At 66.9% G+C, this 13,170-nt stretch carries 10 protein-coding genes and 1 pseudogene; 4 read left to right on the forward strand and 7 right to left on the reverse strand.

Translation table 11 applies throughout. From position 1 onward, the window contains the following. Positions 1–2: 2 nt before the first annotated feature. Entirely contained in the window at positions 3–503 is a 501-nt protein-coding gene (locus NO364_RS06240) for a (2Fe-2S)-binding protein (protein WP_257628809.1), read from the reverse strand. A gap of 2 nt (positions 504–505) precedes the next feature. Continuing rightward, on the reverse strand, positions 506–1,105 hold the full coding sequence (locus NO364_RS06245) for an SRPBCC family protein (RefSeq protein WP_157688547.1): 600 nt from the start codon (positions 1,103–1,105) through the stop codon (positions 506–508). A 251-nt stretch (positions 1,106–1,356) separates the two neighbouring features. Here NO364_RS06245 and NO364_RS06250 point away from each other — a divergent pair, with 251 nt between their 5' ends. Continuing rightward, positions 1,357–2,559 carry a molybdopterin molybdotransferase MoeA gene (locus NO364_RS06250; protein WP_257628810.1) on the forward strand — a complete coding sequence of 401 codons (1,203 nt, stop codon included), beginning with the start codon at positions 1,357–1,359 and terminating at the stop codon, positions 2,557–2,559. After that, a complete protein-coding gene (locus NO364_RS06255; RefSeq protein WP_257628811.1) occupies positions 2,556–3,179 on the forward strand; it encodes a nucleotidyltransferase family protein in 624 nt (207 codons plus the stop codon). Before NO364_RS06250 ends, NO364_RS06255 begins: the two co-directional genes overlap by 4 nt. Positions 3,180–3,276: 97 nt before the next feature. On the opposite strand, the gene NO364_RS06260 is transcribed toward NO364_RS06255, so the two are convergent. After that, positions 3,277–3,645 (reverse strand): ArsR/SmtB family transcription factor, encoded by a 369-nt coding sequence (locus NO364_RS06260; protein ID WP_157688550.1) that lies wholly within the window; start codon positions 3,643–3,645, stop codon positions 3,277–3,279. 90 nt (positions 3,646–3,735) lie between these two features. Next, positions 3,736–7,290: a PAS domain S-box protein gene (locus tag NO364_RS06265; RefSeq protein WP_257628812.1), complete on the reverse strand. Its 3,555-nt coding sequence runs from the start codon at positions 7,288–7,290 to the stop codon at positions 3,736–3,738. A gap of 168 nt (positions 7,291–7,458) precedes the next feature. On the opposite strand from NO364_RS06265, the gene NO364_RS06270 reads away from it, so the two are divergent. Beyond that, a complete protein-coding gene (locus NO364_RS06270) occupies positions 7,459–7,890 on the forward strand; it encodes a universal stress protein (RefSeq protein ID WP_257628813.1) in 432 nt (143 codons plus the stop codon). A gap of 6 nt (positions 7,891–7,896) precedes the next feature. On the opposite strand, the pseudogene NO364_RS06275 reads toward NO364_RS06270, so the two are convergent. The 3 genes and pseudogenes from NO364_RS06275 to NO364_RS06285 form a co-directional block, all read right to left on the reverse strand. Continuing rightward, positions 7,897–9,104 (reverse strand): annotated as a pseudogene (locus NO364_RS06275) (anion permease). 91 nt (positions 9,105–9,195) lie between these two features. Then, on the reverse strand, positions 9,196–9,483 hold the full coding sequence (locus NO364_RS06280) for a hypothetical protein (RefSeq protein ID WP_257628814.1): 288 nt from the start codon (positions 9,481–9,483) through the stop codon (positions 9,196–9,198). Positions 9,484–9,753: 270 nt separating this feature from the next. After that, on the reverse strand, positions 9,754–11,430 hold the full coding sequence (locus NO364_RS06285) for a transposase (RefSeq protein WP_420191853.1): 1,677 nt from the start codon (positions 11,428–11,430) through the stop codon (positions 9,754–9,756). Between the two features lie 291 nt (positions 11,431–11,721). Here NO364_RS06285 and NO364_RS06290 point away from each other — a divergent pair, with 291 nt between their 5' ends. Next, on the forward strand, positions 11,722–13,059 hold the full coding sequence (locus tag NO364_RS06290) for a transposase (RefSeq protein ID WP_257628815.1): 1,338 nt from the start codon (positions 11,722–11,724) through the stop codon (positions 13,057–13,059). Positions 13,060–13,170 lie beyond the last annotated feature (111 nt).

The raw sequence follows: 13,170 nt of genomic DNA on the forward strand, positions 1-13,170 counted from the left end.
CCTCAGTCACCCCCTCCGTCGGCCACCGCGGGCCGTTCCTGCATCTTCTCGGCCGCGTTCTCCACCGCGCGGACGATGTTCTGATACCCCGTACACCGACAGAGGTTGCCTTCGAGTGCCTCCCGGATCTCCTCCTCGCTCGGATCCGGATTCCGCTCCAACAGTTCGGTCGCGGTCATCATCATCCCGGGCGTACAGTAGCCACACTGCAGGCCGTGTTCCTCCTGGAACCCCTGCTGGATGGGGTGGAACTCGGCGTCGTCGGCGAGGCCCTCGACGGTCGTCACCTCGGCGCCGTCGGCCTGGACCGCGAGGAGGGTACAGGACTTGACGGCCTCGCCGTCGAGGTGGACCGTACACGCCCCGCACATGCTGCTCTCACAGCCCACGTTCGGGCCGGTGTAGTCGAGTTCGTCCCGAAGGACGTTGATCAGCAGGGTGCGTGGCTCGACGCTCAGTTCGTGTTCGGTGCCGTTTACCGTGAGTGAAATCTCGCGTGCCATCGTCAGATGTAGTTGCTGATGCGGTCGCGGAGACCGGACGATTCGTCGCCGACGTCGCTCAACTCCTTCTGTACCTGTTTGAAGAACCGACCGACGACGCGGTTGGCGACCGGGTTGATGACGCGTTGGCCCATCTGGGCGACGCGGCCGAACACGTCGGCCTCGGTCCACCACTCCACGTCGACGCCGTTCTCCGTCTCGACGAGTGTCATCCCCGAATCCATCTCGAACGAGGAGTCGCTCGCGCTCCCCTGTCCGGAGGCGTCCATCTCCGGGAACTCCCGCCGGTCGATGGTCACCACCGTCTCGAATCGCGGCTTGACGCTCCCGACGCCGACCTGCACGAGGGCGGCGTAATGCCCCCCCTCGACGAGGCCCCGTTCGGCCACGTCCTCGGGGTCGGCCTCGGGGAGCGTCGGCGGGTTCTCCTCGTCGGCGGCCGCCTCCTCGAGGGCCTCGAAGTCCACGTCGTCGGGGTCGTCGACCTCGACGAGGAACTGACACCCCGGGAGCGCGTTCTCGATCATCACCGGATCCGACAGGGCGAGCCACACCTCCTCGGTCGTCACGTCGTCCAGACCGAACGTCCCGTCGAACTCCATCTATCGGGTCACCCCGTTCGACGCATCGACGTTAAGTGATCGTGCCATCATTGGGAAACTACTGTGGAAGTAACCATAACAACCAACATAATAAAGATTATGAGTGAAATAGAAACCGTATTCAGTTATCCCACGCTAGCGATTCAGGCTAGAGACGGGAAGATCGAGCGAACGAGCGAGCGATCGGACCGCAGCGAACCGAATTCGGTTTCTGTCGTTACCGAATTCGAAAACGGGCGGGGTGGAGGGACGTGAGCGACGAACCCGACCGGGCGGCCGTGGCGGCCATCGCCGCGGGCCTCCGGGAAACGGTCGCGTGCGACACGGGGACGGTCCCGCTCGACGCGATCGACGGACGCAGGCTCGCGGAGCCGGTCGTCGCGTCGGCACCGCTCCCGGCCCACGACTACGCGACGATGGACGGGTTCGCCGTCGCCACGGGGGACGGACTCCCGCTGTCGATCCGTGGACGGGATATCGGGCCGGACGACGATCAGAGCGGCCACGAACCCGGAACGGCGACCCCGATAGCCACCGGCGCGCCGTTGCCCCGCGGTGCCGACGCCGTCGTTCCCGAGGAAGACGCACGCGTCGTCGACGGGACGCTCCGCGGGCCGCGTGCCGGGGCGGGGAGCCACGTGATCGGCCGCGGGAGCCACGTCGGTGCCGGCGAGACGGTGCTCGCACGCGGAACCGTGCTGTCGGCGCGCAACGCGGCCCTCCTCCGTGATCTGGGACGGGAACGCGTCGTGGTCGAGCGGCCCCTTTCGGTCGGGGTCGTCGCGACCGGCGACGAGGTGGCGGCCGACGTCCAGCCGGACCGGGACTCGGAGGCGGTCGCCGGTCTCGTCCGTCGGTGGGGACACGAGGCGACGATCGAACGTCCGATCCCCGACGATCCGGCGGTGCTTCGCGAGCGACTGGCCGCCCTCGCGGCCGACCACGACGTCCTCGTCACCTCCGGCGGGACGAGCGTCGGATCCGGGGATCACACCGTCGACGCACTGGCTGACCTCGGGACGGTCGTCCAGCGGGGGATCGCCCTCCGACCCGGTCGACCGGTGGCGTGCGTCCGCCTCGACGAGTACGACGCCGTCGGGGTCGCGCTCCCCGGCAAACCGGTCGCGGCCTACGTCGCCACCGTCGCCGTCGTGGCCCCCCTCGTCGGCGGGGAGCGCTCCCACGTCTGGCGAACCGCCACGGCCGCCTGCGATCTGGCGCTCCCCGAGGCCCCGATCGAGTACGCGCTGCCGGTCGTGGTCGAGGACGGAACCGCGATCCCCGTCGGCTCGCCGGCGTCGGACGTCTCCCTGTACGACGACCGCTATCGCCCCGGTCGGGTCGCCGCCTGCCCGCGCGTCCTCGGCGCGGACGGGATCGTGTTCCGCACCGAACCGCTGGCCGCGGGCGAGCGACTCCGGTGGACGCCCTTCGCGGCGCTGGAGGCGCTGTGACCGGATCGTTGCCCGTCCGCTCGCCGCCCTTCCGGCCGACGCGGACGGCGAGTGTCGCCGGTGTCGTCCTCGCGGCGGGGACGAGCTCCCGGTACGGAACGGCGAACAAACTCCTCGCACGGATCGACGGCGATCCGGTCGTCGCTCGCGCGCTCCGTCCCTACCTCGATGCCGGTTTCGACCCGGTGGTCGTCGTCGTCGGTTACGATCACGAACGCGTGCGCGACGCCCTCCCCGGCGGGGTCACCGTCGTCCACAACCCGGAGTACGCGGACGGCCAGGCGTCGTCGGTGCGGACGGGGATCGACGCCGTCACGGGGACCGCCGACGCCGCCGTCGTCGGTCTCGGCGACATGCCGTTCCTCCGGACGGAGACGGTCCGACTCCTCGGTCGCGCGTTCCGTGCGGGCGCTGGCGATCCGCTCGCGGCGGCGGTCGACGGGGAGCGCGGCAACCCGGTCTGTTTCGGCGAGCGGTGGTTCGCCGATCTGCGTGCGGTGGATGGCGACGTCGGCGGTCGCGACCTGTTGCTCTCGGCACCCGACGCCGCGCTCGTCGAGACCGGCGATCCCGGGGTCCGACGCGACGTCGATCGGCCGGAGGACCTACGGTCGCCGTGAGGAACCGGGCGGACGTCGGGACGCGGGGGAACCGCGGTGGAAGGAGGGCCGAAGATCCCGACGCGGACGCGCGGAACGCCCGCGCCCGGCGCCGTGATCAGTCCCCGGCGACGGAGCCGTCGGCGGCCGCGTCGTCGGTGGTGACGGTCACGCCGATGCCGTCGCCGTCGAGGCCGACGGTGACGGCGTCGAGGGTCGCTTCGAAGACGGTTCGGTGGTGGCCGTCCGCGTCGTACGACAGCCACGAGTCCACCAGTCCGGCGTCCTCGAGGCGGTCCAGTCGGCGGTAGATCGTGGCCCGGGACGCATCACACGCCTCGACCAGGCCACGTGCGGGCCGGGGGTCGGCGTGGAGCGCTTCGAGGATGGCGCGACTGTAATCGTCCTCGAGCAGCGCCAACACCTCGTCGGTTCGATCGGTGTCCTGTTGCTCGTCCGGGGTCGGGGGCGGCGTGTACGACGTCATCGGTCTCGGTTCAACCCTCTCGTGCCACCCACCCAATCCTGCTGTCTACGGACGTCGCCCCCGTCCACGACCGGGGCTATATGTATAGTGTCACGGCGCGTCGGCGTCGCCGAACAGCAGGGAGAACGTCTTCCGCTCGGCGAGACGCAGGTGTTTGTTGAACGTCGGCTGGGTGATGCCGAGCCGTTCGGCGACCGCGCTCCCGTCGCTCTCGCGGGGCCACTCGAAGTATCCCGCCGCGAGCGCCGTCGTCAGCGACTCCCGCTGGCGGTCGGTGAGTCGTTCGGTCACCCGGTCGCGGAGTTCCTCCGGCGTCCGGTCCTGGCGGCGGTGTTGCCGCTTCGCGGCCAGTTCGACCGCGGGGGCGAGTTCGCGGAGACGGTCGGCGAACGAGCGGAGGTCGGCCTGGGCCGACACCTCGACGGCGATGGTCGTGCCCTCGGGAGTCGCCACCGCCCGCCGGAGGACGGCGCCGTACTCCGCCAGCGGCGACCCGAACCAGGTGTCGGTGCGGGCCTCGACGAGCGTCGAGTCGGCGTCGTCGGTCACGACCGAGGTCGATCCCGGGAGGGTGCGGTCGGCCACCGGTCGGGCGGCGTCGGCGTCGGTCCCGAAGGTGTAAAAGACGCTCACACCGCCGTCGCGTGCGACGGTCCGTTCGTGTCGCACCCGGCAGTCGGCCGCACGGGCGGCCCGGGCGAACGGCAGGCTCACGGCGTCGCCGCCGTCGCCCCGGAAGACGAGTTCGACCGTCTCGTCGGACTCCAGTGCGCGCCGGCGCTGGATGGCGGCGAGGGCGTACCCGACGGAGGTCCCGAGTTGATCGAGGACGTTCCGCACCCGCTCGCCGAAGGCGTTCGGCGAGGACGCACCCACCACGAGGACGCCGTGCGTGATGCCGTCGTAGATCAACGGGACGGCACAGACCGACTGGACGCCGTCGGCGAGCGCCGCCCGGCGCCAGTCGGCGCTCGGCCCGTCGGTGACCACCGAATCGGTGACCTGCACCGCGTCGGATCGCCAGGCGCGAACGGCGGGATGGGGGTCGGGGCCGGCGTCCGCCGTCGAGGGGGCCGTCCCGCCGGCCACGGCCGCCGGTTCGGCGCCGGCGGCGACCCGGGGCGTGAGTCGGTCGGCGCCGACCTCGACCCCGCCGATCCAGGTGCGCTCGTAGGGCCCAGTGTCGGCGAGGCGGTCACACACCGCGCGTTCGACCTCCGAGGCGCCCGAGGCGTCGGTGATCGCCGCCTCGACCTGCTGGGTGAGGGTGGCGATGCGGTCCAGCCGTTCGGCGCGTTCGGTCTGGGTGCGGAGCCGCTCCTCCTGTGCGGCGAGGCGACGCTTGCCCCGCAGGTGGTTGAGCGCGGCGTCGAGGGTCGCCGCCAGGACGTGTGCGGCCTGAATCGTGTCCGAGTCGAGCGAGCGGTCCGGGTTCCCGACCAGGAGGACGCCGTGGTTGCCGAGGGCGAGCGCCCGCCAGTCGGCGAGGCCGGCGACGTCGGGGGCGTCCGACGGCGTGACCACCGTCCCGGTGGCGAACGCGTCCCAGAGCGGCCCCCCGTCGGCGTCGACGACCCGTTCGCGGAGCCCCTCGGGGACGCGCCCCGCACACACTTCGGGCCGGAGGACACCCTCGTCGTCGTCGTAGAGGAAGGCACAGACGGCGGACAGATCGAGCGTCTCGGTCGCCGCCTCGACGGCCATCCGGGCGGCCTCCACCGGCCGGTCGGCGGTCGCGAGGTCCTCGGTCGCGGCGTTGAACGACGCCATCCGTCGCTCGCGGGCCTTCCGCTCGGTCACGTCGCGGCTGACGATCACGATTCTGGGCGGTTCGGCCGTCCAGTCGGTGGGGTAGAAATCGGAGTGGACCCACCGGATTTCGCCATCCGGCCGCTCGATCCGGTACTCGCGAGCGTAGCTGTCCGCGGCCGACCCCGAGGCGACGTCACGCTGGATCCGGTCGATGAACGCGCGATAGCCCGTCTCGTCGTCCTCGTGGAGCGTCCCGAAGAAGCCGTCCGGATACCGCTCGTGGAGGGTCGAGAGCGGCTGACCCCAGATCTCCTCGTAGCCGGAACTCAGGAAGTCGGGGTTCGGGGACGCGTGATCGAGTTCGTCGACCCGCCCGAGGTAGACCGCCTCGTCGATGCGGTCGAGGATGGCCCGCAGTCGTCGCTCCGTGCGTCGGCGCTCGGTCACGTCACGCGAGATGGTGAGCAGTCGTTCCTCGCCGTTGATGGCCGTCGGGGTGGCGGTGACGTCGAGCCAGCGGATCTCGTCGTCGGCCGTCTCGAGTGCCCACTCCAGTTCCCGCGTCTCGTCGGCGGCAGTGATCTCCCGGATCAGTTCGGCGGCCCGCTCGGCGGTGTACCCTTCGTCGTCCGCGGTGACCGTCTCCAAGCCGCTCCCGAGGATCGTCTCCCGGTCGTAGCCGGTCAGGTCGCACATCGCGTCGTTGGTCGCGACGATGGTCGCCGTCTCGGGGTCGTAGACGTTGATCACGTCGGTGACGCCGTTGAAGATCTGTTCGTACTCGCGTCGGCGTCGCTTGCGCTCGGTCACGTCGCGACCGATGGCCAGATATCGCGTCTCGCCACCGATCCGTGCGGTCGTCGCGTTGATCTCCAGCCACCGCCGCTCGCCGTCCCGGGTCTCGACTTGCCACTCGACTTGCCTCGACTCGCCGGACTCGACGACCGACTCGATGATCTCCTTGCCGCGCTCCTCGGTGAACCCCTCGCCTTCGACGCTGATCGCCGTCGCCCCCAGGTCGAGTAACTCCGTCTTCTCGTAGCCAAGGAGAGCACACAGGCTCTCGTTGGCGTCGATCATCTCGCCCGATTCGGGGTCGTGAACCGAGATGGTGTCGTTGACGCCGTCGAAGATCTGCTCGTACTCGCGTTCGCGGCGCCGGCGCTCGGTCACGTCCCGGAAGTTGACCATCGTCGCCGGCTCCCCGCCGTGCTGGATGCGGGAGACGACCAGTTCGAGCGTCCGCACGTCGCCGTCGGCGGTCTCCACCTGGACGTCGTACCGGTCGGGCGGCGATTCGCCGGCGACGCGGCGCCGGTACCGATCCCGGACCAGCTCCCGGCTCTCCGGGGTGAACACCTCGTGGAAGGGACCCTCGAGGAGCGTCTCCCGGTCGTAGCCGGTGATCTCCGCGAACCGCTCGTTGACGAACGTGAACTCCCCGTCCTGGACGACGACGACGCCGTCCGAACTCTGCTCGACCAGCGTCGAGTACTTCTCGCGTTCCTCGGCCGCGGCCCGCTCGTGTTCGCAGTCCACGAGCGCGGCGAGGCGAGTCGCCAGCAGGTCGGGGTCGTCGGTGACGAGTCGGCGGGGGAGCGCGGCGGCGGCCCCGGCCGACAGCGCTGCCGTCGTCCGGTCGTACTCGTCGTCCACCAGCACGACCGTGGGGACGGTGGCAGCGGCGGCGGCGGCGCCGTCGACACCGGGTGCCCCGTCGTCCACGAGGAGGCAGTCGGCATCCGTGGCCGCGTCCGCACCGACGACCGCAGGAGGGAGGGTCTCGACGCGTATCGGAGACTCGGCGGCGTCGACTCCCGATCGGAACGCCGCGGCCGTGTCGTCGGTGCCGACGACGGCGACGGTGATCGATCCGGAGCGGAGCGATGACATGACTCACACACCCGGCCCGACGCCCAAAAACGTTCGTCCGATGGCCGTTCACGCCGTTCTCTCACGGGCTGAGACAGGGGGAGACCCCGAACCGGCACGGTGGTTCGACGCCGACCCCGTCGCCCGGACGATCACCGCCGATATGTAGGAGCGGGTCCAAAGGCCTCCATGGCGCCATCGCACGTCCTCGTTCCGCTGGACGGATCGCCGCTGGCGGACGAGGCACTCGAGCGGGCGCTCGAACTCTTCGACTGTCGGGTGACAGTCCTGAACGTGGTGACACCGATCGACGAGTCGATGAGCGAGAGTGGGATTCTCGAGCCCGACGAGGACCGGCGCGAGGGCGCGCATGAGCGCGCCGAGCGGGTCGTCGAACGAGCGAGACGTCGAGCCGCCGACGCCGATCGGACGGTCGAGACGGCCGTGGTGACCGGGGACCCGGCGGAGACCATCCTCGAATACGTCGCGGACAACGACGTCGACCACGTCGTGATGGGCGGACACGGCGGTGAGCGAAGCGGTATCGCTCGCCGGTTGCTCGGAACCGTGTCGACGAGGGTCGTCGGCGAGGCCCCCGCGACCGTGACCGTCGTCCGCTGACCGCGCTCACCCGCCGAGCATCGCGGCCAGGACCCGATAGAGCCCGAACCCGATAGCGATGGAGGCCGCGAGCGTGACGAGCCAGAATACGAGGGTCACGCCGATCTTCCGGCGGGAGACGCCCGCCGAGCCGCCGGCGAGTCCGCCGCCGATGACCCCGGAGATGATGATGTTGTTGAACGAGATGGGGATCCCCAGTGCGATGGCCAGTTGGGCGATGATGAACCCGGGAACCAGCGCGGCGATGGAGCGTCTGCCCCCGAGCTGTGCGTACTCGCGGGACGTGGCTTGGAGCAGCTTCGGCGCACCCATCCACGCGCCGACGAGGATGCCGGTGGCGCCGAGCGACAGCAGGACGATGCCGGGCAACCCGAGCTCGGCGCCGTAGAGGTTCTCGAGCGGACCGGTCGCCAGTCCGACCTGGCTGCCGCCGCTGGAGAAGGCGACGACGCTCCCGAGGAGGACGAGGAACGTCCGGATGCCGTCCTCGACGGACGCCCGGGTCCGCCGACGGACGAACCGGAACCCCGCCGCGGCGACCGCCAGCGTCACGAGGACCGCCAGGGTGTCGACCCCGAGGACCGTCGGCGTCTCGACCCGTCGCGCGAGGAACCCCGCGACGGAACTCTGGCCCGCGTCGGGCGGCGAGGGAACGACCCCGAGTTGGACGTTGGCGACGATGCCGCCGACGACTGCCGCGAGCAACGGGACGCTCACGGTCTCCGGGATGTCGTCACGCCTGAGGAGGGTAGCGGAGAGGTAGGCGAGCCCCCCCGAGACGGGAGGAACGAGCGCCCAGAAGAGGCACGATGCGGCGGTAGGTGTCGACGGCGGGGTCGCCGCCGAGCGAGAGCCCGACACCGACCATCGCCCCGGTCGTCGCGAACGCCGCGGGGACCGGATACCCGGAGTAGACGCCGAAGGCCATGAACCCGGTCGCGGTCAACAGACCGGCCGTCGCCGCCAGCGACGTGATCTGCACGCCGTCGATCAGCCCCGCCCCGACCGTCTCGGAGATCCCCCCCACCCTGAGTGAGCGCGCCGAGAGCGGCGAGGATGCCGATGAGGAAGGCCGCCCGCATCGTCGAGATGGCGTTGGCACCGATCGCCGGGGCGAAGGGCGGCGAGTTGCTGTTGGCGCCGAGCGCCCACGCCGTGGCGAAGCTGGTGAGCGTCGCCAGCGCGACGAGCGCCCAGAAGAGGACTCCCGCCACGCTCAGCGGCCTCCACGGACGGGAGTACGAGCCATGGTCGGGCGTTCGGCGGACGGGTGCATTAAACTTCGTCCGGCGGCGGGACCGGCGCTCACAGGACGAGGGCGAAGAGGAGATACGAGCCGACGACCGACAGCGACGGCGTGAGGATCCAGAGCACGACGATCCGGGTCGTCGCCGCCGGGTCGAACAGGCTCTCCTCGGTCAGTTCCTCGATATCCTCCTCGCCGATCGGCGTGACCGAGGGGGACGCGCCGTGGCGGCCCCCGGAGGGGGGTCCCTCGCCCGACGCGAGTTGTCCCACGGTCGGCCCCACCGGTTCCTCCCCCTGGGTCGACGGGGCGGCGAGGGCGTCGGTGGTGAGCTTCGACCTGTACACCCGTTTCGGTTGGAGATATAATGGCTTGTTCTCGCCGTGAGAGTTCCGTTCCGACGTTCCACGACTCGCGGCAGCACCATTGGAAGTTGAGACTACATCGGTGTTAGCGAGTCTGTGATGCGTGAATTTGACCGGTTCGATCTGTGGAAACTACCTCAGATGGCTCTCGAAGCGGCATTCTTGTCACACACCCAACTATATGGGCAAATTTTTGAGACTTCCAGCAGCGTAGCCACTCAGACGGCGCGCTAACCATGACTGAGTGTCTCTCTACCCGATCCCAGTTTCCTTCTTCAACAGCGTCAGCGTGTTGTCCGCTGTAATCAGCGGTGAGTGCTCATACTCGCCGGTCAACTCAACCTGCACGAGCAGATCGACCGCTCGCCAGATAGAGTACAGCAGACACGCAAACGCGAAGTAGAAGAATCGAAGCCCGAAATCCTTCGACGTCGTCGCTGCCATGAACCGTTTGATCGACCTGTACCCACTCTCGATCTCCCAGCGATAGCCATACTCCGTGAGGTGCCCACTCCCGCAATTCGTCATGAACACCGAGTACTGCCGGTGATCGTCGTGCTCGGAGTCTTCATTCCGGCGGTAGACCAGCGTCGTTTCGTGCCACTCGTTCTTGCCCAGATGGAGCTTCCGGTCGGTTTCATACCGGTCTTGGTCCCGCTGGAGTAATCGCTTGGCTTGGGCTTTCTCGCTGGTCTGCATCCGCTTCGGCACGACATACGACAAGCCACGCTGGCTAAGCATCTCCAGGACGTGCTGACTATCGAACTCCCGGTCCATCAGCACGTTATCGACGTGGACGAGCTCTTCAGCCGAATCCAGCAAATCCCCGACGATCTCCTTACGTGACTCGCCTTTCCGTACCGGGCGGGCATCAAGCACGAGTGGGATAGCGTTGCCGACCAACTGGACTGTCGCCCATTGGTAGGCGTACTCGTCGGTCTTCTCCTTCGTCCCGATGATTTCGTCTTCGTGGCCCGTTCTATCACCGGTGAAGGGGTTGGCCTCGGTGATATCGATGGCGATGATTCCGGCTCGGAAGAACTCCTCTGTCTCCTCGACTTCGCTCAGGAGCGTGTTGACGGCCTGTCGGTACATCTCGCGAGTCTCTGATACCGAGAGATTACGAATCTGCTCGCGATGGGCGTGACCTAACGGCGTCCGCTCTCGAGTTGACTCGTAGGTGAAGCTACGAGCACCTTCGTTCGCAGCCAGCCGCTCACGAAGTCCGAGATACGTCTGCAGGTCCCAGTACGCGTTCTCGTGGATCTCACAGCCCTCACCTCGATCCAGCGAAAACGCCGGGAAAAGGACGCGACTGACGTGGTCGGTGACTTTCTCTGCCTGCTCCAACGTAGTTTGATCATCCGGGTCTGACTCACCAGACTCGTCCCCGTGGTATCGGAGCTTTCGTGTCGGTTCACGCGGAGTCTCGACACCCGCATTCTGGGCTTTGATGAGGATCGTTCGAGCGGCTGTCTCCACTGTCTCTCGGAGGTCAGGGATGAACCGCTCGTGCCAGCTTCGCCACAGTGTCGACTGGTCCGGGATCGTCTCGAAACCCAGTTGCTCACAGAGTTCAGGACGGTTCTTTAGGTAGTCGACGAGTGCTGTTTCGTGCTCCCAGCTGTGGAGTTCTTTCAGTACGAACACCCGAAAGAGGGTGTCCATCTGGTAGCGGGTCGGCCCCGCATACCGGTCGTGGGCGCTGAACCGGAAGTAGGCCAAGGGGAGTGCACAGACGAACCCCTCGACGGAGTCGTGACTTTCATGTTCGAACCACGTCTCTGAGACTGTCCGGATATCGGATTCCAGTCCGGCGAGTGACGTTCGATCGTACAGGGGTGTCGAATTATACGCCGGCCACTCACCGTATTGTCGTTGGGCGATCCGTCGAAAGACGGTTCGGCGAGACACAGGAGTCGAACACACTACGAGATATTGGGCAACACGCGCTCAAGAATTCGTCCACATCGTCATGAGATTCTGAAGACGACTATTACAAGGCATCCTCTGTGTCTGCGTTCGTCCCCCGATTCGATGTGCCGGATATCACATTGAAATAGGGTGGCTTGTCGCCTCACGGCCCATGATCCGGTCAACTCGGTCCGACGATCGGTTTCTATAAAGAATAGCAGCGCGAGTACCCCGACCCACCGTGGTCGGGGGTGAAGCGCGTCACAACGCGAACTTTTAACAAGTGAATAACCATATCTAAACCTAGTGCAGTCGTCCACACTCACCCAAATCTTGTCGTTCCGCTTAGACATCCACACGGGGAGTGGCGACGACCTGCAAACGGGCTGTCTTGAGGCCCGCCGCATCCGCAACGAAACCAACCGCCTCGACCGACAGGGCTGGAACTGGGATGACATCAAACCGGCCGTCGTTGACAACGCCGATCACGTCAACAACACTAGCCAACTCATCGTTGACAAGGCACTCGGTGAAATCGAGACCCACCACGACAACAAAGACGACGACTGGGGCCGTCCATACCCATACATCGACGGGGTGTACCCGATGGTGATGAACCACGGCGAAGGCTACCGTCTGTTCCCCGAAGACCACGGGACGGTTCGATTCCGTATCACTGCCACGAGAGGCACGCACGTCAAAGGCGAACTTCGTGGCAGTCCCGACCACTTCGACCGCCTCAGAACTGCGTTCACCGATGAGGAGTGGCGGGTTGGAACGGCTGAAGTCGTCCACAAGCACGATGAGTGGCGACTCCACCTCACAGTTACACACGAGACGCATCGAGTCGCCAGCAAGCACGATGCAGACACGATCGTCGGTGTGGATGTGAACGAGGACTGCATCGCACTCGCTGCGATGAGTCGGAGTGGTTCGATGAAAGACTCCGTGGTGTTCGAGTACCCGTCGGTGAAAGAACAGCGTCACGAGTTTTTCACCAAGCGCAAGCGGATGCAGAAAGCCAACCAGACCGCGTTTGAGACGGTCGTTCAGACTGAGGAACGCGACTACGTGCATGACTGCCTGCACAAAGTCTCACGGAGAGTAGTCGAATGGGTCTCGCAATTCACCGACCCAGTGATCGTTTTTGAAGACCTCAAAGACATGCGAGACTCCATCGACTACGGTACGCGAATGAACCGTCGCCTCCACTCGCTGCCGTTCGCTACACTCCAAGACATGGTGTCGTACAAGGCTGCGTGGGAGGGGATTCCGTCGGATGAGGTTGATCCTGAGTACACGAGTCAGCGATGCCCGCGAACGGAGTGCCAGCACACGGAACGGGCGAATCGCCAGAACAAGCGATTCAAATGCCAGCAGTGTGGGTTCCAAGACCACGCTGATAGGAAGGCGGCGGTGTGCGTGGTGCAGAACTGGTTGGAACGAGAAACTGGAAATGTGCCGTCTCTCGAAACCCTTCCGCGCGTTCGGAAGGTGAGACGGGCGGCATCGGGCCGTGGTGGAGCGGCCGACTCTCACGGACCCATATCGGGTTCGGGTGTTACCGACGACGGTATGTCGGCGCGACCAGCGATGGGAGCGCGAGAGGAATTAAAGTCCGTTGCGTCAGCAATGCAGGACTAAACACGGACGCCCCGCGCCCCGTGCGCGGGAGTACTTCACGATGTCCGGCGATGGCAGTCTTCAGCGGAATCTACCGCTCTGAGCCCACGCGTATAGCTGTCTCTCGACAAT

Origin of the sequence: Haloplanus salinarum (assembly GCF_024498175.1) — an archaeon.
Lineage (GTDB): Archaea > Halobacteriota > Halobacteria > Halobacteriales > Haloferacaceae > Haloplanus > Haloplanus salinarum.

Bases quoted from the DNA above. Each gene is read 5' to 3' on its own strand.
- NO364_RS06265 (WP_257628812.1), bottom strand. From the start codon at position 7,290: ATGTCATCGCTCCGCTCCGGATCGATCACCGTCGCCGTCGTCGGCACC.
- NO364_RS06260 (WP_157688550.1), bottom strand. From the start codon at position 3,645: ATGACGTCGTACACGCCGCCCCCGACCCCGGACGAGCAACAGGACACC.
- NO364_RS06245 (WP_157688547.1), bottom strand. From the start codon at position 1,105: ATGGAGTTCGACGGGACGTTCGGTCTGGACGACGTGACGACCGAGGAG.
- NO364_RS06240 (WP_257628809.1), bottom strand. From the start codon at position 503: ATGGCACGCGAGATTTCACTCACGGTAAACGGCACCGAACACGAACTG.
- NO364_RS06270 (WP_257628813.1), top strand. From the start codon at position 7,459: ATGGCGCCATCGCACGTCCTCGTTCCGCTGGACGGATCGCCGCTGGCG.